Below are 25,074 nucleotides of genomic sequence, written 5' to 3' on the forward strand. Positions count from 1 at the left end.
ACACCTCTTGGAAATAAGAATTTTATAAGACTAAATTTTAAATCTACACCGAGTATGTAAAAAGTGAAATCAAAGTTTGTAACAAAGAGCAACATAGATTGTCTCTAAGCAGATTACACATCGGTCTACATAAAGTTAAGGCAACAGATTATTTAGAAAGTTCTTTCGCCTGCTGCCAATATACTTCTAGCTCATCCAGTGATGTGTCACTAATAGCTTTCCCTTGCTGCTGCGCAATAAGCTCAACTTGCCGAAAGCGCTGCTCAAACTTATTAGACGCCTTTCGTAATGCCGTTTGGGCATCCACTTTAACGTGGCGTGCTAAATTCACCACCGAAAAGAGAACGTCACCTATTTCATCTTCAATCGCTGATTGAGCGGGCATTGGCGCATTCACTTCCACTATCACTTCATCAATTTCTTCTTGAAGTTTATCGAAGACCGGCGCCAGCTCAGGCCAATCAAAACCAAATTTCGCGCACTTTTGTTGCAGCTTTTGGGCGCGGAGTAATGGCGACATGCCTGCAGGTACGTTGGCGAGAATACTGTTGTCTGCCGTTTTACCCGCGGCGATGCGCTCTTGAGCTTTAATACTCTCCCATTGGCCTTTGTCTGCTAGCGTGACGTTGCCGTTTTCATCGGCGAATATATGCGGATGACGACGGCGTAACTTAGCGGATATTCCTCGTGCTATATCCTCGAAAGCAAACGCATCTTGCTCTTGAGCCATCTGGGCGTAAAACACCACTTGAAAGAGTAAATCTCCCAGTTCATCACGAATATCTGCCATATCACCCTTATCGATTGCATCGGCGACTTCGTATGCTTCTTCAATCGTATAAGGTGCAATACTGGCGAAGGTCTGTTGCTTATCCCAATCGCAACCATTAGTCGGGTCACGCAAGGTTCGCATAATGCTTAACAGTTCGCTTAACGCGCATTCATTCGCATTGCAGCCCTTGTCCTGTTGATTGTTTATCTCTGGCGCTGATTCGGGTTTCATTAGTTGTCTGTTCGCTGAACCATTGACACACCTTTTATCCCTTCAATACGACTTATCACTCGTGACAGCCCCTGCAGGTCTTTAAGCTCTAATCTTAGGGAAATCCGTGCGAGGCCGAATTTCACATCGCTTGCACTATTGACCCCTAGTAACCCAGCTTTTTCGTTGGCCAGTACAGTCGTGATATCCCGTAATAAACCGTCTCTGTCACTGCAAAACACCTGAATATAAGTCTGGAAAGAGGCATTGATATTACTTGCCCAGTCCACATCAATCTCTCGTTCAGGATGTTGCTCTAATAAGTGACTGAGTTGTTCGCAATCTTCTCTATGTACACTGACGCCGCGGCCCTGAGTGATATAACCTTGAATGGTTTCCCCCGGTAAGGGCTGGCAACAACCAGCAATCTGCGTCATCAGATTTCCTACCCCTTCCACCACAACGGTATCTTTTTTAAACTTACTCGACTGAGGTTTTTTAGGTTTAATCCGTGGATCAATTTCGGTTGGTGGCACATGCAGTTGCTGCAGATAATGCACCACTTGCATTAAGCGAATATCTCCCGCACCAATTGCTGCATACAAATCGTCTACTGTATGCATGTTATAGCGGGTACATGCCTGTGCAATGTCTTTGCTGTCAATACCGGCTTTTTGCAATTCTCGCTCAAATATTTCTTTACCCGCGGCTAAGTTTTTATCTCTGTCTTGCTTCTTAAAATAGGTATGAATTTTCGCCCTGGCACGGGATGAATGAACGTAACCAAGTCCAGGGTGCATCCAGTCGCGGCTGGGGTTGAGCTGCTTACCGGTCAAAATATCGACCTGATCACCCGTACGTAATTCGTAGGTAAATGGCACTATACGCCCACCCACTTTCGCCCCAATACACCTGTGCCCCACATTACTGTGAATATAATAAGCGAAGTCTAATGGGGTAGAACCAAGTGGTAAATCGACAACATCGCCTTTGGGCGTAAAAACATAAACACGATCATCGAATACCTGACTACGCAATTCCTCGACTAAGTCGCCGGATTCAGCTACTTCTTCTTGCCATAACAGGATTTTACGCAACCAGTTGATACGCTCTTCATAACCTGAGCGGCTGCTACTTGTACCTTCTTTGTAGCGCCAGTGAGCAGCAACACCTAGCTCTGCGTCTTGATGCATTTGCGCTGTGCGAATTTGTATCTCAATGGTCTTATCTTCTTTACCTAGCGCCACGGTATGAATCGATTGATAACCATTGGGTTTTGGCGTTGCGATATAATCGTCAAATTCACGGGGTATATGCTGCCAATTGGAGTGCACTACACCTAATGCCCCGTAACAGTCTTGTAATCGATCGGCGATCACCCGCACGGCACGAATATCAAATAACTGCTCAAAGCTAAGGTGCTTCTTCTGCATCTTTTTCCAGATGCTGTAGATATGCTTAGGTCGCCCGTACACTTTCGCCTTGATATGCTGTGCATCTAACGCTGCCTGCAATTCCTCTACGAAATCTTCAATATATTGTTGACGGTCTGTGCGTCGCTCATCCAATAAATTGGCTATTTGCATGTATGTTTCTGGGCGCAGATACCGAAACGAGAGGTCTTCAAGCTCCCATTTCAATTGTCCTATCCCCAATCGGTTGGCCAGTGGTGCGTAAATATTGGAGCATTCACGAGCGACTAAAACCCGAGTTTCTTCGTCCTCATTTTTAACTTGTTGTAAGGCGCAAATTCGCTCAGCCAGTTTAATGACGACGGCTCTCACATCTTCGACCATAGCCAGCAGCATGCGTCGTACGTTATCTATTTGCTCTTCATCATTTTTACGAGCGCTGTTGGCTCTAGTATGTAAAGACTTGATGGCGTCCATACGCCTAACGCCAGTAATGAGCTTCTGAATGCCCGTACCGAAACGCTCTTCAATTTGCTCTTCAGTTAATTCATGAGTTTGGCAATAGGGGTAGACAAGCGACGCTTGAAGCGTCTCATCATCCATGTGTAATTCATGCAGAATTTCCACCATTTCTTGACCCACAAGCAATATCTCTGGGGTGTCGGACACTTCCCGTAATTTATGCTTACACACATCAGAAAGGGACAGTGAATCTAACCATTCATCGAAAGGGGGCCGTTTGGACTCATGAACTTTACGGATAGCAACCATAACGTATCCTTGTATTCAGTAACGTTAACACCCACGCGCGTGCCTAGGCTGAAAAAATGATAAATATATACAGTAAATGCGCCAACTTTACCGAACCGGAAAAGTCCTATGATAACTGGGGCGAACTTATCGTATTCGCTGCATTACTGCCGGTGCGCAGTTGAAAATTGCCGACAACGATGCCTAATACTAGCAAAAATATACTCTCATTAATGTAAATACTGCATTTTTGGTGCGCCCTATTTCCCTCGCGCACCAAAACATAGCATTAAGTCTTAGGGGGACTCTAAAATGACAGTGGCAATTGCGTAATGCTGCTCATCTGAAATCGAGATATGGCTTGAGGTAATATTACGCTGCTCACATAGTTGGGCAAACTTTGCGTAGAACTTCAGAAAAGGTTGTCCTGAGGGCAAATTGTGCACTTCAACATCTTGAAAGCTGATGCCGTTACCTATGCCAATTCCTAATGCCTTGACCGCAGCTTCTTTAGCGGCAAAACGCTTAGCCAAATAGCGGGCTGGAAACGAGTGCTCGTCAAAAATTGCCAGTTCAGTAGCGGTCAATACGCGCTGTGCTAAACGATGAGAGCGCGTCAATTGCTTCTCGATACGCCCGATTTCAATTATGTCTGTGCCTAATCCCATCACCGCCATTGCGACTCTCCCATTTAATGCCCGCTGCGCGCTTCTAACATTAAACTGCGCATGTCTGACACAGCTTTGTCTAAACCATCAAATGCTGCGCGAGCAATAATGGCGTGACCAATGTTTAACTCGATGATCTGCTTAATGGCTGCAATAGGTTTAACGTTATGATAGTGCAAACCATGCCCAGCATTGACTTTCAGTCCTTTGGCGTCAGCATATTCGATGCCAGCCACTAATTTTGCTAGTTCGGCTTCTTGCTCGGCTTCATTTTTAGCTTCAGCGTATTGGCCGGTGTGAATTTCGATATACGGCGCATTGCACGCTACCGCAGCATCAATTTGGGCAAAATCAGCGTCAATAAATAATGAAACCAAAATGCCGGCATCACTAAGTTGCTTACACGCATCTGCTATTTTCTGTTGATTACCCACCACGTCCAATCCGCCTTCAGTGGTCAGCTCTTCACGCTTTTCAGGGACTAAACAACAGAATTCGGGTTGAGTATTAAGGGCTATTTCCACCATTTCATCAGTCACGGCCATTTCTAAATTTAACCGGGTGTTGATCGTTTGACGCAGCAGGGCGACGTCTCGGTCCATAATATGTCGTCGGTCTTCGCGTAAGTGTATCGTGATACCATCTGCTCCTGCGCGCTCAGCAATGTCAGCAGCGTGAACAGGATCCGGGTAACTCGTGCCTCGAGCGTTACGTAATGTGGCGATATGGTCGATGTTGACCCCTAAAAGAATGTCTCTCAAAGCTCTCTCCCTCTCGATTTAAAATGGGTTTGTTTAAATAACTCTCTGCTCATTAGCGGTTTACTGCCTAACAACTCCCCGAGCGTAGTTCGAGTGATGTGCTTAGCGGCTAATAAACTGTCTTTGTCCCAGTTTTCGCTGGCCACATTCAATAAACTTTGGCCTGAATAACAGCCAGACAAACGTATGTCACCTTGATATACGCAGCCGAGCTCAGGCACTATCCGGTAATATCCATTATCAGCAACAGGCTGGCCTGTATCAGCATCATGAGTAAGATCAATTCCGTAGCCTAATGCATCGAGCAGGCCTAGCTCAAAGCTACGCAAAACGGGTTCAAAGTTTGTTTGGGCTACTAAGGCATGCATACTTTGTTGATACAGTACGAAAATCTCGGGATGGGGGATCTCATCCGCCAGTACACGATTCAAAACTTCGTTCAAATAAAGGGCGCAATACAAAGCTTGCCCGGCCAAGCGTATCATTGCGCCGGTGGACTCTACCTGTTGTAAGTTTTTTAATTCGGAGCGCCCTGACACCCCAATCAACAGCGGCTGAAATGGTTGAAGAAGGCTCTTTTTGTCGCTTTTGCTACCGCGAACACCTTTCACAACAGCAGACACTTTACCGTTTTCTAAGGTGAAAATGTTAACCAGAAAGCTTGTTTCGCGATATGCACGTCGATGCAATACATAGCCATTGAGTTGTTCAGCTGCCACAAGATGCTCTTCAATTGCAGGAGAAAATAACCGGATTTTGAATAGTATTAAGAAACCTTGATCCTAACGACTTTCATAGCTTCAAAAGGGAACCCGGCGACATCTTCAGTGATGGGATAGTAGGTTAAATTGACCCGCGCACCTTCAAGATTTTTATATTGTTTTTTACGGCGAAAGCGAAACGGAACGTCGTAGCCTTTAATCATCAAGGTATTTACAAACCATTGATCTTCATTACGTTGCACGTGAGATTCTACGCTCATATCTTCAGAATGGGTCAACTCATCATGCTTACTAAGCAGCTTATCGATTTCCGATTTTTTTGCCATCATTGCGCCCTGTTTGCCTAAGAATAGATATAATAGCACCACAGCGAAGACAAAACGATATCCAGTCTGCTCATGGTTAACGTCCCTATTTCAGGGTAATCAAAGTGGATTTAATCCCTCGACTAAAAACTGCAAAGAAGTCCGACCGCGAAATTCGTTAATATCTAATTTGTAGGCCAACTCCACGTGTTTGCATTGCTCGTTAGGCCATATTTGGGTATCAACGTTAAATGCGATTGCATCGATTAATTTTCCCGACGGCATACGCAGCATCATTTTTAAATGCTTTTGGCCGACAATGCGCTGTTCAACCAATTCAAATTCGCCATCAAAAAGTGGCTCAGGGAAACCTTGTCCCCAAGGACCGGCGTCTTTCAGTAATTGGCTGAATTCTAAAGTCAACGAGCTGGCGGGTATTTCACCGTCTGAAATAAGCTCGCCAGCCAGCGGTTTACCTGCCAAATGCTCTTCAGCCAGTTGGGTAAATCGCAACTTAAATTCGTCTAATTTACGCGCTTCGATGCTCAAACCCGCTGCCATAGCGTGGCCACCAAATTTGATTATAACACCAGGGTAGCGAGTGCCGAGCTCTTCTAATAAGTCACGAATATGCACCCCAGGAATAGAGCGCGCTGAACCCTTAAGTATTTCATCATCTTGATGAGCAAAAGCAATGGTGGGCCTAAAGTACTTTTCTTTGATACGCCCAGCCAAAATACCAATCACGCCTTGATGAAAGTCAGCTTGGTACAATACCAAGCCGAGGGGCATGTCTTGCTCTGATAATTGTAAATTTTCGAGGGTCGTTACCGCTTCTTGCTGCATAGATTGTTCAATTTCACGACGTTCACGGTTTAAACTGTCTAGCTCAACGGCAATCTGTTTGGCTTTGTAATCTGAATCCGTCAATAAACATTCAATCCCCATGGACATGTCGTCTAATCGTCCAGCGGCGTTTAGCCTAGGTCCGATAACAAATCCCAAATCAGAGGCTACCATTTTACGTTTATCTCGCCCTGCGACATCTACCAAGGCTTGAATACCTGGGCGGCACTTGTCACTACGAATACGCAATAGCCCCTGATGCACTAAAATGCGGTTGTTTTCATCCAAAGGCACCACATCGGCTACAGTACCTAACGCGACTATATCCAATAAGTCTGCTAGATTTGGCACTGCAAGATTGTTCTGTGCGAACCAATCAATTTGGCGCAAATGCGCTCTCAGCGCAAGCATCAAATAAAATGCAACGCCTACCCCAGCCAAGTTCTTTGACATAAATGAGCAGTTTGGTTGATTCGGGTTAACAATGGCATCTGCAACAGGTAGTGATTCTGCAGCTAAGTGATGATCCGTTATCAACACGGTAATACCTAGTTCCTTGGCGCGTTCGACCCCAGCAAAGCACGCAATGCCGTTATCCACTGTCATGATCACCTGAGCACCTTGCTCGTGTGCCACATCAACAATTTGCGGACTCAGTCCGTAGCCAAAGTTAAAGCGATTTGGCACTAGATAGTCATGATTTTTACTGCCCATCATGCCCAGCGCCAGCATGCTCAGCGCCGTACTCGTTGCCCCATCGGCGTCGAAATCCCCAACAATGATTATCCGCCTACCCTTGGCTAATGCATCAGCCAATATACTCACGGCTGTATCAACGCCTGACATGTCTTTGTAATGCAATAGCGCTTTGGCGCTTCGCTCAAGTTGTTGCTCAGAAGTAATGCCGCGAGAGGCGTATATTTGTTTTAAGGTAGGGTTGATGGAGTCAGGTAGATGCTCATCGGAAACAGGGGAACGGCGGCGTATTTGCACAAACTTACTCTAAGTTGATAACAATAAATAGGGGTAAACGGTAAAGCAGAAAGCAGGAGCATTTACTCCTGCTTAACATACTATGAGGCGTCTTGAATAGCTTGCAATAATTGCATCGGTGGTTGGTAGCCAGGCACCACGCTGCCATCAGGTAAAATAATATTAGGCGTACCATTTACACCTACACTCTGACCAAAATTATACTGCTCAGCGACTTGATTTGAACAACTTGCTTTAGCGACGTTTTCGCCGCCTTTCGCTTCATTTAACGCTTTTTGCGGATTAGCTGAACACCAGACTGACACCATATCTTGATACGGCTTGCTGTTTAAGCCAGCGCGAGGAAAGGCTAAATAACGAACGGTAATGCCTAAATCATTGTATTCATCCATTTGATTATGCAACTTACGGCAATATCCACAGGTAATATCAGTAAACACATTCACCACGTACTTTTCTTTCTCTGCTTTGTATTCAATCACAGAATTTTTGAAGTGCTCCACCCCATCAACACGCATTTTGGTCAATGTTGTTTCTGTCTCGTTACGCATGCCTTCATCTAGATTAAATATACGGGCTTGAAGGAAATATTTGCCATCGTCACTGGTGTAAAACAAGCCTTTATCAGTTTGTACTTGTAATAAGCCTGGAACCGGCGCATCGCCAATAGACGTGACTTGCATGCCTAATGACATTTGAATTTTTTGCTTAACACTATCAAGGTTTTGACTGCTACCTGATGCAGCACTAACACTCAGGCTGACCGATAAAAAGGCAAAAGCAGCCACAAATAACGCACGATATTTCATATAAATTCCAACTTGAACAGATAAAGATAAGACCCTAATAGGGAAAAATAATTTCATTTTTATGTACAAACATAGTAACTGCTAATGCCCTTGATACCAAGAGCACGACACAATTACTCACACTATTAACGGCTATGTAGGAGCACTATCCTCTAGGGTGATGTGCTGCAACCAATTCCTGTAAACGAGCAGTGGCCACGTGGGTGTAAATTTGCGTGGTGGATAAATCACTGTGACCTAATAACATTTGCACGACACGTAAATCAGCACCGTGATTCAACAGATGGGTAGCAAAAGCATGGCGCAAGGTATGTGGCGATAAATCACTGGTGATGTTGGCTTGCGTGGCGTGAAATTTAATACGATGCCAGAACGTCTGTCGCGTCATGATCGTGCCGCGATTGCTGGGAAACAACACGTCGCTTTCATTTCGCAGCAGTGCTCCTCTCGCCTCTTTCATGTAAGTAGTGAGCCAATCCAATGCTTCTTCCCCTAGCGGCACCAGGCGTTCCTTATTACCTTTGCCAGTTACTCTGACCACACCTTGTGAAATACTCAATTGCCCGACGCGTAATGTGACTAACTCAGTGACCCGCAAACCCGTAGCGTACAAGACCTCAAGCATGGCTTTGTCGCGCAATTGAATGGGGTCGTCGGTTTGTGGTGCGTTGAGTAAATCATCCACTTGCTGTTCTGAAAGCGTTTTAGGCAGGGGTTTACTGAGCTTAGGGTTTTGCATACGGCTGACGGGATCATCTTCACGTAACCCGTGTGCCAACATATAGCCTGAAAAACGCCGTAAACTACTTAAACAACGAGCGCTACTGCGCTCAGACAAACCATTGTCAAAACGCTCGGCCATGTACTGATTAATATCCTCAGTTTGAATATCAAGCAAATTAACGACAGAGGATTGCGCCCTCAAGAAGTCGCTGAATTTAGTCAGGTCACTGCGATAGGCATCTAGGGTGTTTTCACTCAACCCTTTTTCTAACCAAATCGTATCTAAGAATTGTTCAATTATCTCATGGTTATCAAGCTTACTGGTCAATGTGTGTTTCCTGCCCACATTGCCAGCAGACCTCAAAATTTCCACCATTGGTTTCGCCACAACCAGAACATACCCATTCGACGGCAGTGTGGTTCTCCATTTGTTCGATAAGAATCTCTGCTCGCGCCTGCCAGCTACCATCGTTTAGCCACACTTCTGGCTGACAATCTAACGGAGATAACTCTCCCATGGCACCGCTGGCGAATTCGTTTTTGATAAAGCAAGGGATCTTATGCTCATCAAGAAGCTGTTTGACTTGCCACACCATGAAGCGGTCGTTATTTGTGTAAATTCTCATCATGTCTCAAAACTACGTGAGTAATAGTAATTCCAATAAATAATTGCTCAGTGGTTAATTATTGACTGGGGTGGCTAAAAATTGGCTTAATCCATATCGATAGATACATTTGACAACGAACCTAATGCGTCACCTTGATCAGAATCAAGTTTAATCATCAGGCGCAGGTCATTTGGTGAATCGGCATGGTGTATTGCTTGTTCCAAGCTGATTTTTTGTTCTTGGTACAAGGTATAAAGTGCCATATCAAAACTTTGCATGCCCATTTCTTTGCCTTTACGCATGGCCTCTTTTAAGCCGCCAATTTCGTTTCGCTGGATCAAGTCAGTCACCAGAGGGGAATTTAGCAAGATTTCAATGGCGGCCACGCGTCCTTTGCCATCGACCGTTGGTACCAATTGCTGTGCTATGACCGCACGCATATTCAAGCTCAAATCAAAACGCAGTTTTTCATGCTGCTCTGGTGGCGCCAAATGCATAATACGCTCAATGGCCTGATTGGCGTTATTAGCATGTAGCGTAGCCACACATAAATGCCCGGTATCGGCGAATGACATTGCATATTCCATGGTTTCCATGGAGCGGATTTCACCGATCAAGATAACATCTGGGGCTTGGCGCAAAGAGCTTTTTAATGCGTCATCAAATGATTGGGTATCAATACCCACTTCTCTTTGGGTCACAACACAGCTTTGATGTTCGTGAACAAATTCAATTGGATCTTCAATGGTGAGAATATGCCCTCGGGAATGATGATTGCGATGGCCAATTAAGGCAGCCAAGGACGTAGACTTACCGGTACCAGTGGCACCAACAAACAACACCAAACCGCGTTTACTCATAATAATATCTTTGAGCACAGCAGGCAGTCCTAAATCAGCTGCTTTAGGAATGTCGGTCACTATTCGCCTAATAACCATGCCCGGCATATCACGTTGCCAAAATGCGCTGCAACGAAAACGCCCGATCCCCTCTCTTGCAATCGCAAAATTGCACTCTTTGGTTTGCACAAATTGCTCTTTTTGCGTATCGGTCATAGCATCTTGCACTAAGCCCCAAGCACCGTCTTCATCCAATTTACTGCCGCCTATTGGCGTAAGTTGACCGTTAATTTTTGCGCTGATTGGCATGCCTACCGTTATAAACAAATCAGACGCATTTAAATCAGTCATTTCTTGCAAGTAAGGAGTTAAGTCCATAGTTATCTCTGGTAAGTGCGTTGTTGCATGCGTTAAAAATTCATGCCCGGCTTCTTATCAATCGATAGTGAAGCGGCATCTTCATTGGTAATCAAACCTTGAGCGACCATTTTTTGTAAGCACTGATCCATAGTTTGCATGCCATGAGCTTGGCTGGTTTGCATGACAGAGTACATTTGCGGCACTTTATCTTCACGAATAAGGTTACGTATAGCGGGTATACCAAGCATGATTTCATGGGCGGCAACACGTCCACCGCCTACTTTTTTCAATAAGGTTTGTGAAATAACCGCCCGTAATGATTCTGACAACATAGAGCGCACCATGGACTTTTCTTCTGCAGGGAACACGTCAATCAGTCTGTCTATGGTTTTTGGTGCTGAGTTGGTATGCAGCGTACCAAACACTAAATGACCTGTTTCAGCAGCTGATATCGCTAACCGTATAGTCTCAAGGTCGCGCAGCTCGCCAACAAGGATCACATCTGGATCTTCACGCAAAGCCGAGCGCAGCGCATTACTGAAACTGTGTGTATCGCGATGCACTTCACGTTGATTCATCACGCACAGCTTATTTTCATGCACGAACTCGATGGGATCCTCAATGGTCAGGATATGCTCCCGCTTGTGCCGGTTTATATGATCAACCATGGCCGCAAGCGTGGTACTTTTACCCGAACCAGTCGCTCCAGTGACCAATACAATCCCAGTAGGCTGATTAATAATGTCCTTGAATATCTGCGGTGCACCTAAATCATCTAAGCTTAAAATTTTGCTTGGAATGGTTCTCAGTACAGCAGCTGCACCTCGATTTTGCACGAACGCATTAACCCGAAAACGCGATAAGTCTTTCACTTCAAATGAGAAATCGGTCTCTAAATTTTCTTCATACTCTTTGCGTTGGTTATCGTTCATGATTTCGTATATCAGGGCATGAACTTGCTTGTGATCTAAGGCGGGAACATTTAACCGACGCATCTCTCCATCAACGCGAATAATTGGCGGTAGGCCTGCTGACAGGTGTAAATCTGATGCGTTATTTTTGACACTAAAGGCTAAAAGTTCGGTAATATCCAAAGCCTATTCTCCGTTAACAAGTTGCAATATGGGAACAATAGCAGAACGACTTAAAATCGCACTGAAAACAATCACTCAGAGTGTTTGTGATGCTAATCGTCCAGCAAATTCAGTCAAATTACTAGCCGTAACCAAAACCAAACCCGTATCAGATATCGTGCAAGCGTATGAAGCGGGACACCGTTTATTTGGTGAAAATTATGTACAAGAAGGTGTCGGCAAGATTCAGCAGCTCAGGGAATTAAGCGATATTGAATGGCATTTTATCGGCCCTTTGCAATCAAACAAGACCCGCCCTGTGGCTGAAAACTTCGATTGGGTGCACAGCATCGACCGCTTGAAAATCGCCCAGCGATTAAACGACCAACGTAGTGCTCATAAAAAACTAAACGTGTGTATTCAAGTTAATGTTGATAATGAGAGTAGTAAGGCGGGTGTGGCAGTGGATGAAGTCAGTACGTTGGCTGAGCAAATCAGTGTCATGCCTAATTTAGCGTTACGCGGGCTGATGACGATCCCAAAGGCACAACAAAATGATGGTATGCAGCGTAAAAGTCTGTTGGTGATGAACGAGCTATTCTTACAACTACAGACAAAATATCCGCAAATTGATACCCTAAGTATGGGAATGTCAAACGATATGCAACTTGCTATCGAATGCGGTTCAACCATGGTAAGGATCGGCAGCGCTATTTTTGGTTCCCGTCAGTAAAATCGAGCCTCAATACAATTACTTTCGTTCATAGCAAGATCCATAGGATTTGTTAATAGAGTATGCATATAGAATTTAGTAAATTTAAAAAAAGGTGTCGATTTTCATTCTTCGAAAACCACAACATAGGATAATTATGCAACATAGACATATCGCCTTTATCGGCGCAGGAAACATGAGCAGAAGCATCATCAGTGGCATGTGTAACAGTGGCTACCCAGCTGATAAAATTATTGCTAGCAATCCATCTATGCCTAAATTAACCGCCTTAGAAAGTGATTTTTCTATCCAAATAACGCAGCAGAATGAGCAAGCGGTTCAAGATGCAGATGTGATTGTACTTGCCGTGAAACCTCAGCTGATGGAACAGATGTGTTCAACCTTAAAAGACAATGTCTCGTTAAACGGCAAACTGTTTATCTCTATTGCTGCGGGCATTGAAACCTCACGCTTAAGTGAAATGCTTGGCGGTCAGTCAAATATTGTTCGCACTATGCCAAATACCCCAAGCTCTCTAGGTAAAGGCATGACTGGCTTGTTTGCTCCGACCCAGGTTAGTCAGGAAGACAAAGATTACGCTGGCGACTTAATGGCGCAAGTGGGTGAAGTTGCTTGGGTTGAAAAAGAATCAATGATCAATGGAGTCATTGCAGCAGCAGGCAGCAGCCCTGCGTATTTCTATGCCTTTTTAGAGGCCATGCAAAAAGAAGCACAAAGCCAAGGATTCGATCATCAAACCGCGCGATTACTTGTTCAACAGGCTATGTTGGGGGCTGCAGAAATGGTTTGTCACAATCCTCAGCTTGAAATCAGTGAATTGCGCGCCCAAGTTACTTCAAAAGGTGGCACTACCGCCAAAGCCGTTGAGCATTTTCAAAACAACGGTATAGACACTTTAGTGTCTGGTGCAATGCAGGCGGCAGTCACTCGAGCCGAAGAAATGGCCAAATTATTTTAATTAGTTTTTAGGAAGATACATATCTATGAGCGCGATGCAGTTTTTAGTTAATACCCTGTTTGAATTGTATTTAATGGTAGTGCTGCTGCGCTTTTGGTTGCAATTGGCTAGAGCGGATTTTTACAATCCTTTTAGTCAGTTTGTGGTGAAAGCCACACACCCAATTGTCGGCCCCCTGCGTAGAGTTTTACCATCAATAGGTAGAATGGATACCGCAACATTAGTGCTAGCACTGCTGGTGGCGGGCCTTAAAATAGTCGTTCTTAATTTGATAGCAGGGAACACCAATATTAATCCTTTGGGCTTGGTGATTGGCTCTTTCTATTTAGTAGTCAAAGAAGCGCTGTCGTTAATGATGTGGGTATTGATTATTCGCGCCATCATGAGCTGGGTAAGCCAAGGTTACAACCCCATGGATATGGTACTTGGTCAGCTGACTGAGCCTTTGCTGGCCCCCATAAGACGACGTCTTCCTAATTTAGGTGGTTTAGACTTGTCAGTAATGGTGGTGATTTTGGTGATTATCTTTTTGCAAAAGCTACTAGGTGATGTTTTTGGCTATTTCTAAACGTGCGTTATTAGCTGGCAGCGTAATGCTGCTGGCAAACTTGTTTTTCTCAGGAGCAGCGCTTTCTGAGCAAAAAGAGACATTGGGCAATTGGGACGTACATTATATTGCTTTTAACAGTACCTTCATTACGCCCGATATCGCTAAGCATTACGGCATTGTTCGCAGTAAATACAATGGCGTCATTAATATTTCAGTGCTTGACAAAGCCGATCAGGTAGCACAGTCCGCGGTACTATCGGGAACCGCACGTAATTTACTCGGTGTGAGCAAGAAACTCACGTTCAAAGAAGTGACTGAAGGCGAAGCTATTTACTACCTTGCTGTGTTACCTTTTAGCGATCAAGAAACGTTTCGTATTTCAGTTCAGATAAATGACGGCTTAGAACAGCAAGTCCTTAACTTTCAACATAAATTTTACGTAGAATAGGAAAAAATTAGACCAAAGTTATCGTCAGATAATATTGCGTCACCGCCCGTTCTCACATACTGTTTAGTCTCCAATTGGAGGCTAACATGCATAAACAGTGTAAAACGGAATCACTCGTGAGCGCTTCATCTGTCGATAAATCCAAACGAACCACGTTAGAAACGATTGGCAAAGGTGTGCTGCTCGGTACTTCTATCATCAAAGCCCCTTACGTTTTTGCCCGCCAGAAACACACTTTGCGCGTATTAGGCACGCACGTGACATTGCAAGAGCCACTCAGGCAGCGTGCAATGAGTGACCTGGGGATAGATATTCAGTTTGAGGCAAAAGGAAGCCCTGGCGTTTTACAGCGTGGGTTACTTTCCCCTGAAAGTTTTGATATTTACGAACAATGGTCCAATAGTATTCGTCCGCTGTGGCGGAATCGATCGATCCAAGCAATTGAGACCAAGCGCATTACCCATTGGGATGAAATCAATTCGCTATGCAAAACTGGGAAACTCACGCCAAAAGCCAAGTACGGTGCCGGAGATGCCCCCTTTAAAATAGTCAATGTACAAGCAAACGGCTCACTGGGCGTTGAACAGACTGGCCAAGTTAGTTTCTTGCCCTACGTTCATAATGTCGATTCATTTGGCTATAACACCAATGAAATCGAAAAAGGCATAGCCTACAAAACAGAAAGTTGGGGCTGGCTTCTGGATAAAAAACACAGTGGAAAGGTGGGTATTATTAACGACCCCACTATAGGCTTGTTTGATCTAGCGTTAGCGGCTGATGCGAGCGGCACAATGAAGTTTGCCGACATAGGTAATATTACTGCCGATGAATTAGATCGCCTGTTTGATATTTTGATTGATTTGAAACACCAAAACTTTTTTGGCGGCTTTTGGAACTCAGTGCCAGAGTCGATTGATTTCATGGAAGCAGGACGGGTACACATTGAAAGCATGTTCTCCCCTGCGGTATCTACGTTAAATGGAAAAAATATTCCAGTCACATTCGCTGCCCCTAAAGAAGGTTATCGCGGCTGGCATGGAGTAATGTGCTTATCTTCTCATGCCCAAGGGCGCACAAAAGATGTAGCATACGAATATATGAATTGGTGGATGTCGGGCTGGCCAGGCGCGTTTATCGCTCGTCAAGGGTATTATATCTCCAACGCACAGCGCTCAGCTAATTACCTTGAGCAAAGCGAATGGGACTACTGGTATGATGGGAAGCCTGCCAGCCAACCTCTTAAAGGTCCGGATGGAAACACTTCGGTGATGCGAGGAGAGGTGCGCTCAGGTGGCAGTTATACTGACCGTTTTAGTAATGTGGCGGTTTGGAATACGGCTATGCCGACTTACGACTATACCTTACAAAAATGGTATGAATTTATAAGCTCATGAAATGGCTGAGAAAATAACACGTGTTTAGAACCCTGAAAGCCCAGATACTGCTTGTTTCGGTAATATTAATTCTTTTACTGGTATCACAAGTATTTGTTACTCGCAGCAATCATAGCACCTTCGTAAACAGTTTAGATCTGACCCATCAAGCCGTTATAAAAGTGAGCTTGGTGCGAGAGCTTGAGCGAGATGTATTAGACTTACAACGGAATGTATTAATATATAAGGATTCGGCTAGTAAATCTGCTATTGCGCGTTTCAATTCATTAATTCAAAGTTCAATTGATAATCTGGCAACACTAGAGTCGCTAACCAGCAAAGAAGAACAAGCTGATATCTATCACGGCTTTATTTCTAGAATGCGTAATCATATAGCCGAATACAAAGATAATTTTTCAAACGTAATTACTGGGCGCAGTAAGCGTGACAAGCTCTTTGAGAAAGATCTAACCGTTGATATCAATGACATATTAGCGTCTTTATCCCAAGGGGATAGTTCTACCTCTCTCAGTTTATCACGCACTAAATACCACATCACTCGGGCGGAAAACGTCACCTATCAATATCTGCTCAACCCAGATTACCAATTGGTAGAAAGTTTCAGAGGTGAGTTAAGTCAAGCGAAGGAGAGTTTACTACAAAGTGCTTTACCGAACGAAATGACATCTGCCTTAATCACAAAGCTAGACAAAGTAGACGGTGAGTTTTTACAACTCACCAATGTCACAAGTGGGTATTTGTTTTTAGTTAACGTGGTTATGGCGGGCTCAGCTAACGAATTTCTATTTATGGCCAGAGAGCTCAATCGCCTTGTGACCTCAAAATTGGGCGACACCAATGAGCAAGTAAAAAGTAACATTGAAAAGAATCAAATAAGCAGTGATTTATTTTCTATTATCGGGATTTTCCTTGCCTGTATCACAGCTTACTTTTTAGCGTCTCGGATCATGATCCCCATCAACACCATTACGGAGGTATTTAAAAAGCTTGCCAAAGGTGAAGACGTTGATGCCATTCCAGGGATCACTAGGCACAACGAAATCGGTCAATTAGCCAACGCAGCGGATGTATTTCACGAGAAAAACAAGCAGACATCCGCCTTACTTGCTCAGGCTCAGCGTCTTAACAGCGAGCAAGAAATGCTAAATGCGGAATTAGTTGAGTCAAAACACAAAGCGGAACAAGCCACGGTATCTAAAAGTATGTTCTTGGCGAATATGAGTCACGAAATACGCACCCCAATGAATGGCATAATCGGTTTGTTAGATGTCGTTATGAAAAGTGATTTGACACCCACCCAGCGCCAGCATTTGAATAAAGTAGTGTACTCAAGCCAGATATTAATGAGCCTGATCAACGATATTTTAGACTTTTCAAAAGTTGAAGCGGGCAAACTAGATATTGAACAAGTGGAGTTCTCCCTCAATTCTGTGTTTGCTAACTTATTGACGAATATTTCTGCTCGGGCACAAGAGAAAAATCTCAATGTGCGATTTATATGTGATCCCAATATTCCCCCAACGCTAATAGGCGACCCTTTGCGCATCAGCCAAGTGTTACTGAACTTAACCAGTAATGCCGTCAAATTCACTCGTAATGGTTCAATTACCATATCTATAACCCATGATGTTATACCCAACAGTGACAAGGTATTGCTCAAGGCTCGTGTGAAGGATACAGGCATTGGCATGTCTAAAGAGCAGCTAGGAAAAGTCTTTGAGTCATTTACCCAGGCCGATGGCACCACCAGCCGTGATTTTGGTGGTACAGGTTTGGGCTTAACGATAGTGAAGCAGCTGGTGCATCTTATGGGGGGCAATGTCACCGCACAATCAGAGCTCAATGTTGGCAGTACATTTGAGGTGACATTCACTGTAATCGTCCAATCTGATGAGCAGCATATTTTTCATATTGCGCCTCAGCCTCAGCGCAAAATGTATTATTTCAGTAAGACGCCCAAAGGCTTGATTGAACAGCAGTATTTCAACAATGTCGAAATGGATTATCATCACTTCCCGCATATGCAGCTTGAGAAGATGTTGCCTGAAATAACAGAGAATGACATTGTTATCATAGACGTGGCGGACTTAGCTGAACACAAAGCCATAGGTCCGTCGATACAGAAACTGAAAGACGATGGTAGAAATGTTGGCTTTATTACTGATACTCAACCGAGTAATTTGCCACAGAAGCTGATTAATATTTGGAGCTTCCCTTGTTTAACCCACCCTTTTACACCTGGTCACTTGGTCTCGTTTATTCATTCACTGCTGAATGAAGAGCAGTTCGTATCTGACATCCCTAGCCCGCAGTTCAATGAGCAAGTGGAGTACGACGGTCATATTTTGCTGGTAGAAGACAATAGCATTAACCAGGTTGTTACCGGAGAAATGCTGCGCGTGCTTGGCATCACGTTCGATATTGCTGAAAATGGCCAGCAAGCGGTCACAAAAGTGATTAATTCCGCGCATTATGACGTGGTGTTAATGGACATACAAATGCCAGTCATGGACGGCTATCAGGCCACCATTGAAATACGTCAACAAGGTCTTCTTGACCTGGTCATATGTGGATTATCCGCGAACGCAATGAAAGAAGATTTTGTACAAGCCAAAGAAGTGGGCATGAACGAGTATCTAACCAAGCCGTTAAAGTTAGTCGCCTTAGAAGACATGCTCAGTAAGTATCTACCCGCTAAAATAATGGTAAAAGCACAAACAGAAAACGAATAGGAAACGAAAATAAGGTGCGAAAAAGAGCCTGCTTATGCCACCCAAAGCAGGCCAACAGATGATTACTCCTCTAAGTGCTTCTCTCTATATTCCCTAGGTGTTTTGCCATAATGTTTTTTAAACACTGCATACATATACTGCAACGAAGGGTAACCGCATAATGTGGCGATTTCCGTTGTAGAAGCACTGCCTTTTACTAACATATCACAGGCTTTTTCGAGTTTTTCATTGTGAATTTCTGTGTGGATACTATGGCCTCTTTCGTCCTTGAAACGCTGCTCAAGGTTCGAGCGCGACACACCGACGTAATCCAGTACTTGTTCGACTTTTATGCCTCTGGCGGCATTTTGTCTTATGAAGTGCATAGCTTGAATCACGTAGGGGTCTTTTAGCGCTTTGAAGTCGGTGGATTGACGCTCAGAAACGCCTGCCGGTGGCACCAATACTCGTTTGTTCTTCAAGTTGCTGTTTTCTAATCGTCTATGCAGTAATTTGGCGGCTTGAAACCCCATTTCAAAGCACCCTTGGGTCACCGAACTCAGGCTAATGCGACTTAAATAACGTGCAATGTCGTCATCATCAATGCCTACAATAGATATATTGTCTGGCACTAACTTGCCTATCTGTTCACAAGCTTGGAGTAAATGCCTCGCTCTAGCATCGGTCACACTGATTATTCCCACCGGATTTGGCAAGCCTTGGATCCAGTCAGATAAGCGATTCATAGTGTATTGCCACGTTTCTGGTCGCGTGGGGTGTCCTCGATAAATTGAGCATTCGTAACCATCTGCTTGGCACAATTTAACGATCGCCTGTTCACGCTCTACCGCCCAGCGGTGATCGTTATCACTGGGCAAGCCATAAAACGCAAAACGCTCTAAGCCTTTCTTTTTTAAGTGTTCGTATGCGGCTTGCACTACAGCGAAATTATCAGTGGCCACATAAGGCACATCAGGGTAATCCTCTTCTTTAGAATAAGAGCCCCCGACCCCAACGACTGGAATTTTGCTGTTCACGAGCATTCTCTGAATTGAGGGGTCGTCAAAATCAGCAATAATACCGTCCCCGCCCCAGTCTTCAACGTGCTCTAAGCGGATTAGAAAGTCCTCTTCTAAGTACACATCCCAATCCACTTTCGAAGATTGCAAGTAGTGGCCAATCCCTTCAATTACTTGACGGTCATACACTTTGTTAGCGTTAAATAGCAAACTAATACTGTGCTTCGCTTGAAACATAAATCACCTAATCTCTCTCAATGTCCGGTCGTATAGTGCATTAGCCTGTATCACGTAACTACTACCTTACTCGTTAAGAGTATTACGAAATTTCGTTATTAAATTTCGTTATTACCTGCATTGCAGTTTAATTTAATCGTTCTGCTAGTATCTGGCAAACTCATTATTAGGCAGGTACTCCCATGTTTTTAGGTGTTGATTTAGGCACATCTGGTATCAAGTTGGTGTTAACCGACAACAGCGGTGCAATAGTAGATAGCGCGTCCTGCGCATTTGAAGTATCACGGCCCAAACCCTTGTGGTCGGAGCAAAACCCACAAGACTGGTGGGACGGATTCTGCACTGCTATGGACAAACTTCACGCGCAGCACGACCTGTCTGATGTACTAGCAATTGGTTTTGCAGGTCAAATGCACGGCGCAACCCTACTTGATGAACACCAACAGGTGCTTCGTCCTGCGATACTTTGGAATGATGGACGCTGTGAAGCCCAGTGCGCAGAAATTGAACAGCGGGTTCCCAATGCACACAAGATTACGGGCAACATTATTATGCCTGGCTTTACTGCACCCAAGTTATTATGGGTAAAACAGCATGAGCCAGAACTGTTCGCAAAAATCGATAAAGTGCTACTGCCTAAAGATTATTTACGCTTGCTACTCAGTGGTGATTTTGCCTCGGATATGTCAGATGCCGCAGGCACCATGTGGTTAGATGTAGATAAACGATGCTGGCATGCTGACATGCTTAACGTATGTGGTTTAAACGAATCTCATATGCCAACTCTGTTTGAAGGCAATGCCATTACCGGCACCTTGTCTGATGACGTGGCTAAACGCTGGAACATGAAAAGCGTACCGCTGGTTGCTGGTGCTGGCGATAATGCCGCAGGCGCCATTGGTGTCGGCATTGTCAAACCAGGCCAGGCGATGCTGTCACTTGGTACTTCTGGTGTGTATTTTGCCGTAAGTGAAGGCTTTCGCAGTAATCCTGAGTCAGCGGTACACAGCTTTTGTCACGCCCTGCCCCATACCTGGCATTTGATGTCCGTTATGCTAAGTGCTGCCAGTTGTTTGCAGTGGTACGCCGAGCAAGTCGTTAAAAAAGAAGTATCTGTGCTGCTAGCAGAACTGGAACAAACCACCAAAAATCAAACCACTAACACGCAAGACAGCACCCAAAACGGGCCGTTGTTTTTGCCTTACTTAAGCGGTGAGCGTACTCCTCATAATAACCCCAATGCAACTGGAGCCTTTTTCGGATTAACCCACTCGAGCTCACAAGCGGCTTTGACCCACAGTGTATTAGAGGGTGTAACGTTTGGCCTCGCCGATGGTGTAGATGCATTGCATGCGTCAGGGGTACAGGTGGATGAAATTACCTTGATTGGTGGTGGCGCCAAAAGTGCCTATTGGCGACAACTTATTGCTGATGTTTTGCAGCGCCCAGTAACCTATCGCCAAGGCGGCGATGTGGGCCCAGGTTTAGGTGCCGCTCGCTTAGCGCAATTGGCTATGCAACCAGAGAAACCAATCAAACAGATTTGCCCGCAACCCACGCTTGATTATGTGTATCAACCTAACCTTGAAAAGGCAAAGTCTTATGCCCAACGCCGAGCTACGTTCTCGGCTTTGTACAAGGCAACCCAAGAATTTTTATAGCCCATTGAGTAACGGAAAAATCGCGCTCAATGACATTTTAAAAACCAACAAAACACAAAAGTTAATCTAAAAAACGTAATTGTGACGCACTCCATCAGTTGTGATGATGAGGTGTATCAATGAGACGTCAACAGCATTAATCAGGAGAGCCTCATGGCTGAATATTTTAAAGATATCCCTAAAGTAAAATTTGAAGGTACCAGTTCAGACAACCCATTAGCATTTCGCCATTACAACCCAGAAGAACTGGTGCTAGGCAAGAGCATGAAAGAACATTTACGCCTAGCGGCGTGTTACTGGCACAACTTCTGTTGGGACGGCGCTGATGTATTTGGCGCAGGTACGTTTAATCGCCCTTGGCTGCAAGCAGGTGATGCCATGCAGCGCGCAAAAGAAAAAGCTGACGTCGCGTTTGAGTTTTTCTCAAAGCTAAATATTCCTTATTACTGCTTCCACGATGTTGATGTTTCCCCTGAGGGCAACTCAATTAAAGAGTACATTAACAACTTTGCTCAGATGACTGACGTACTAGAAGCCAAACAAGAAGAAACGGGTCTTAAGTTGTTATGGGGCACCGCAAACTTGTTCAGTAACCCACGTTACGCTAGCGGTGCTGCATCTAGCCCGAACCCTGAAGTATTCACTTATGGCGCGACTCAAGTAATGCACGCTATGAATGCGACTAAGCGATTAGGCGGTGAAAACTACGTGCTTTGGGGTGGTCGTGAAGGTTACGAAACCTTGCTAAATACCGATTTACGCCAAGAGCGTGAGCAACTCGGTCGTTTCATGAACATGGTTGTTGAGCATAAGCATAAAATTGGCTTTAAAGGATTATTGCTAATCGAACCTAAGCCACAAGAGCCGACTAAGCACCAGTACGATTACGACACCGCAACTGTTTATGGCTTCTTGAAGCAATACGGTTTAGAAAACGAATTTAAAGTGAACATTGAAGCTAACCACGCCACCTTGGCCGGCCACTCGTTCCAGCATGAAGTCGCTACGGCTATATCACTTGGCTTATTTGGTAGCATCGATGCCAACCGAGGTGACCCTCAACTAGGTTGGGATACCGACCAATTCCCGAATAGCGTTGAAGAATTGTCATTGGTTATTTATGAAATTCTTAAAGCGGGTGGTTTTACATCTGGTGGCTTTAACTTTGATACTAAGTTGCGTCGTCAAAGCTCAGATCCACAAGATATGTTCATCGCCCACATTGGCGGCATGGATCACTTAGCAATTGGCTTGAAAAAAGCCGCGCTGATGATTGAAAATGACTTCCTTGGTCAAGCTGTCAGCAAGCGTTACGCAGGTTGGAACGGCGAGCTAGGTAAGGGTATTCAAGGAGGCGATTTCAACCTTGAGTCACTCGCTAACCTCTGCGTAGATAAGAACCTACAACCTAAGCACGTCAGTGGCCAGCAAGAGTTATTAGAGAACAAGGTTAATAACGTTTTATACGGCTAAAAAATCTAATGACGGGTAGCTGAATCAAGGGCGTGGCCACTCCCACGCCTTTGACTCGCCCCGGAGCAATGCCCTGTTTACACGCTCCCCTAATAGCCTAACCCCCGTTAGGCTATTTTTTTGCCTGCTATAAATTCGATTGCGTATTAGCACACAGAAGTGAGCTGCTCGACCGATGCGCTATTCATTTAAGTCGCTAGTACAAAGCACTCATTTAACTAGAGTTCCTTAGATACAGAGTGTTACTGCCTAGAGTCAACGAAGAATCCCAGAACGAATAGAGAAACTCAGAGCGAATAGACAAGCATATGCATGTTCATCTGTATCCACCTATCTCGCTTCAATTATGTAGATAATTATTGTTATTGGTCAGGGCATAGCTGATGGCAAAAGCGCAGTGTTGAAAGTGTTGTGCTGCGCGATACAGCGGGTGTATTGGATAAAGCGGGTATATTGGGTAAAGCGGTGGGGTGAAATAACCCCAGACACATAGTTCGTATAAAAGAAAGCCGCTGTAGGCAGCGGCTTTCTTAAGCGTAAATCAGTACGGGTTAGCCTTGCATTTCTTCCAGCTCTTTGCCTCGCGTTTCCTGTACTAGCTTGAACACAAAGACAATGGATATCAAAGCGCCGAGTGCGTATATACTGTACGCGCCTGCTAGCCCGATAGAAGCCAAAAATATAGGGAAGGTGAAGGTCACTATAAAGTTAGCGCCCCACTGAGCAAAGCCTGCCACGGCCAAACCAGAACCACGGATTTGATTAGGGAACATTTCCCCTAACATCACCCACATCACAGGGCCCCAAGACAGGTTAAAGAAAAACACATAAGCATTTGCGGCAATAAGTGCGATTACGCCTTGATCTCCCAAACTCAAGTTGCCATTAGCATCAAGGCCGGAGTTAGCAAAAATGTACACCATGGTGCCAAGAGCAAATGTCATGCCCACAGAACCAATCAACAAGAAGGGTTTGCGCCCGACTTTATCAATCAGGAACATAGTCACAAATACGGCTGCGATGCTGACTGCACCACTTATCACGTTGATCATTAACGCATCGGACTCTGAGAACCCAGCTGCCTGCCATAAAACAGCGCCGTAGTAGAACACCACGTTAATACCGACTAACTGCTGAAATACAGCCAGACCTATACCGACCCACATAATAGGGCGTATTTTACCGCTCACCTTGTCAATCAAGTCAGTCAGCTTCGGCTTAGATCCTTGCGTTTCACGAGATGCTTCAATTTCTTGCAATTTGGTTTGCCCTTGAGCATCGCCGTACAAGGCGTTTAACACCCGCTTGGCTTTTTCAGTGTTTTTACTCATCACCAAATAACGTGGGCTTTCTGGAATAAACATTAACGCCACAAGAAAAAGCGTTGCGGGGATAAGCTCGATCCAGAACATCCAGCGCCATGCTTGATAGCCCATCCAAAACTCGGCAGTGGATGAGCCAGCAATATTCGCGAGAAAGTAATTACTCACAAAAGCAGAAAATAGACCGAAGATGATGGCCACTTGTTGCACTGATGACAACGTGCCACGAAAACGCGCCGGCGCAATTTCACTGATATAGGCAGGTGCCATGACTGACGCTGCACCTACGGCTAAACCACCCAGAATGCGATAAACCACAAACTCCATCGATGACGTTGAAACACCCGAGCCCCAAGCGCTGATAATAAAGAATATGGCTGCTGTAATGAGCAAAGGGCGACGTCCAAATCTATCCGCTAAGCGCCCGGCACTAAATGCGCCAACAGCGCAACCTAGCAGCATGCTTGATACATTGAAGCCAGTACCTGCATTATCGGAATTAAATGCACCTTGCAATCCATCAACCGTACCATTTATGACGCCGCTGTCGAAGCCAAATAGGAATCCCCCTATCGTTGCAACGCAACTGACAAGAATGATCATCAGTGTATTTTCGTTATTTTGAGACAAAACCTATTCCTCTTTCATATCTCTGGTGGATAACGCCTGATTAAAGCTTTATTTATTGGTAACTTATAAGCTTGAATTGGGCGTTAT

22 protein-coding genes are annotated in these 25,074 nt (G+C 44.7%); 8 read left to right on the plus strand and 14 right to left on the minus strand.

Annotation, left to right across the window (positions count from 1 at the left end; genetic code table 11):
* Positions 1-148 precede the first annotated feature (148 nt).
* The 12 genes from mazG to PATL_RS19040 all read right to left on the minus strand — a co-directional run bounded on the left by mazG (position 149) and on the right by PATL_RS19040 (position 11,872).
* Positions 149-1,003 carry a nucleoside triphosphate pyrophosphohydrolase gene (gene mazG / locus PATL_RS18985; protein WP_011576427.1) on the minus strand — a complete coding sequence of 285 codons (855 nt, stop codon included), beginning with the start codon at positions 1,001-1,003 and terminating at the stop codon, positions 149-151.
* Positions 1,003-3,165 (minus strand): GTP diphosphokinase, encoded by a 2,163-nt coding sequence (gene relA / locus PATL_RS18990; RefSeq protein ID WP_011576428.1) that lies wholly within the window; start codon positions 3,163-3,165, stop codon positions 1,003-1,005. The genes mazG and relA overlap by 1 nt, the downstream gene beginning before the upstream one ends.
* Positions 3,166-3,440: 275 nt before the next feature.
* Complete coding sequence (gene acpS / locus PATL_RS18995; protein WP_011576429.1) at positions 3,441-3,821, minus strand: holo-ACP synthase; 381 nt, start codon at positions 3,819-3,821, stop codon at positions 3,441-3,443.
* A gap of 14 nt (positions 3,822-3,835) precedes the next feature.
* The gene (gene pdxJ, locus PATL_RS19000; protein WP_011576430.1) at positions 3,836-4,573 is read right to left on the minus strand and encodes a pyridoxine 5'-phosphate synthase; all 738 of its coding nucleotides are present in this window, start codon (positions 4,571-4,573) and stop codon (positions 3,836-3,838) included.
* On the minus strand, positions 4,570-5,292 hold the full coding sequence (gene recO / locus PATL_RS19005) for a DNA repair protein RecO (protein ID WP_011576431.1): 723 nt from the start codon (positions 5,290-5,292) through the stop codon (positions 4,570-4,572). The genes pdxJ and recO overlap by 4 nt, the downstream gene beginning before the upstream one ends.
* Before the next feature lie 47 nt (positions 5,293-5,339).
* Positions 5,340-5,621 carry a hypothetical protein gene (locus tag PATL_RS19010; RefSeq protein WP_006991004.1) on the minus strand — a complete coding sequence of 94 codons (282 nt, stop codon included), beginning with the start codon at positions 5,619-5,621 and terminating at the stop codon, positions 5,340-5,342.
* Between the two features lie 99 nt (positions 5,622-5,720).
* On the minus strand, positions 5,721-7,439 hold the full coding sequence (gene recJ / locus PATL_RS19015) for a single-stranded-DNA-specific exonuclease RecJ (protein WP_011576433.1): 1,719 nt from the start codon (positions 7,437-7,439) through the stop codon (positions 5,721-5,723).
* Positions 7,440-7,519: 80 nt separating this feature from the next.
* Positions 7,520-8,248 (minus strand): bifunctional protein-disulfide isomerase/oxidoreductase DsbC, encoded by a 729-nt coding sequence (dsbC, locus tag PATL_RS19020; RefSeq protein ID WP_041714085.1) that lies wholly within the window; start codon positions 8,246-8,248, stop codon positions 7,520-7,522.
* A 145-nt stretch (positions 8,249-8,393) separates the two neighbouring features.
* Entirely contained in the window at positions 8,394-9,299 is a 906-nt protein-coding gene (xerD, locus tag PATL_RS19025; protein ID WP_011576435.1) for a site-specific tyrosine recombinase XerD, read from the minus strand.
* Entirely contained in the window at positions 9,289-9,597 is a 309-nt protein-coding gene (locus PATL_RS19030) for a DUF2007 domain-containing protein (protein WP_041714088.1), read from the minus strand. The genes xerD and PATL_RS19030 overlap by 11 nt, the downstream gene beginning before the upstream one ends.
* Positions 9,598-9,683: 86 nt before the next feature.
* Complete coding sequence (locus PATL_RS19035; protein WP_011576437.1) at positions 9,684-10,796, minus strand: PilT/PilU family type 4a pilus ATPase; 1,113 nt, start codon at positions 10,794-10,796, stop codon at positions 9,684-9,686.
* Between the two features lie 32 nt (positions 10,797-10,828).
* Positions 10,829-11,872 carry a type IV pilus twitching motility protein PilT gene (locus PATL_RS19040; protein WP_006990998.1) on the minus strand — a complete coding sequence of 348 codons (1,044 nt, stop codon included), beginning with the start codon at positions 11,870-11,872 and terminating at the stop codon, positions 10,829-10,831.
* 28 nt (positions 11,873-11,900) lie between these two features.
* On the opposite strand from PATL_RS19040, the gene PATL_RS19045 reads away from it, so the two are divergent.
* The 6 genes from PATL_RS19045 (at position 11,901) to PATL_RS19070 (ending at position 18,666) form a co-directional block, all read left to right on the plus strand.
* Positions 11,901-12,584, plus strand: coding sequence for a YggS family pyridoxal phosphate-dependent enzyme (locus tag PATL_RS19045; protein ID WP_011576438.1), 684 nt, complete (start codon positions 11,901-11,903; stop codon positions 12,582-12,584).
* Between the two features lie 136 nt (positions 12,585-12,720).
* Complete coding sequence (gene proC / locus PATL_RS19050; RefSeq protein WP_011576439.1) at positions 12,721-13,542, plus strand: pyrroline-5-carboxylate reductase; 822 nt, start codon at positions 12,721-12,723, stop codon at positions 13,540-13,542.
* Positions 13,543-13,567: 25 nt separating this feature from the next.
* Complete coding sequence (locus tag PATL_RS19055) at positions 13,568-14,110, plus strand: YggT family protein (protein WP_011576440.1); 543 nt, start codon at positions 13,568-13,570, stop codon at positions 14,108-14,110.
* Positions 14,091-14,540 (plus strand): DUF4426 domain-containing protein, encoded by a 450-nt coding sequence (locus PATL_RS19060; RefSeq protein ID WP_041714091.1) that lies wholly within the window; start codon positions 14,091-14,093, stop codon positions 14,538-14,540. The genes PATL_RS19055 and PATL_RS19060 overlap by 20 nt, the downstream gene beginning before the upstream one ends.
* 86 nt (positions 14,541-14,626) lie before the next feature.
* Positions 14,627-15,934 (plus strand): ABC transporter substrate-binding protein, encoded by a 1,308-nt coding sequence (locus tag PATL_RS19065; RefSeq protein WP_011576442.1) that lies wholly within the window; start codon positions 14,627-14,629, stop codon positions 15,932-15,934.
* 20 nt (positions 15,935-15,954) lie between these two features.
* Positions 15,955-18,666, plus strand: a complete 2,712-nt coding sequence (locus PATL_RS19070; protein WP_011576443.1) for an ATP-binding protein — start codon at positions 15,955-15,957, stop codon at positions 18,664-18,666.
* A 62-nt stretch (positions 18,667-18,728) separates the two neighbouring features.
* Here PATL_RS19070 and PATL_RS19075 read toward each other — a convergent pair whose 3' ends face one another.
* Positions 18,729-19,901, minus strand: coding sequence for a XylR family transcriptional regulator (locus tag PATL_RS19075; RefSeq protein ID WP_011576444.1), 1,173 nt, complete (start codon positions 19,899-19,901; stop codon positions 18,729-18,731).
* A gap of 182 nt (positions 19,902-20,083) precedes the next feature.
* Between PATL_RS19075 and xylB the strand changes: the two genes are divergently transcribed.
* Positions 20,084-21,562, plus strand: a complete 1,479-nt coding sequence (gene xylB / locus PATL_RS19080) for a xylulokinase (RefSeq protein WP_011576445.1) — start codon at positions 20,084-20,086, stop codon at positions 21,560-21,562.
* 153 nt (positions 21,563-21,715) lie between these two features.
* Positions 21,716-23,035 carry a xylose isomerase gene (gene xylA, locus PATL_RS19085; RefSeq protein ID WP_011576446.1) on the plus strand — a complete coding sequence of 440 codons (1,320 nt, stop codon included), beginning with the start codon at positions 21,716-21,718 and terminating at the stop codon, positions 23,033-23,035.
* Between the two features lie 551 nt (positions 23,036-23,586).
* Here the strand turns inward: xylA and PATL_RS19090 are convergent.
* Positions 23,587-24,987: a sugar porter family MFS transporter gene (locus tag PATL_RS19090; RefSeq protein ID WP_011576447.1), complete on the minus strand. Its 1,401-nt coding sequence runs from the start codon at positions 24,985-24,987 to the stop codon at positions 23,587-23,589.
* Between the last annotated feature and the right edge of the window lie 87 nt (positions 24,988-25,074).

The sequence above is a fragment of the Paraglaciecola sp. T6c genome, assembly GCF_000014225.1.
Lineage (GTDB): Bacteria > Pseudomonadota > Gammaproteobacteria > Enterobacterales > Alteromonadaceae > Paraglaciecola > Paraglaciecola atlantica_A.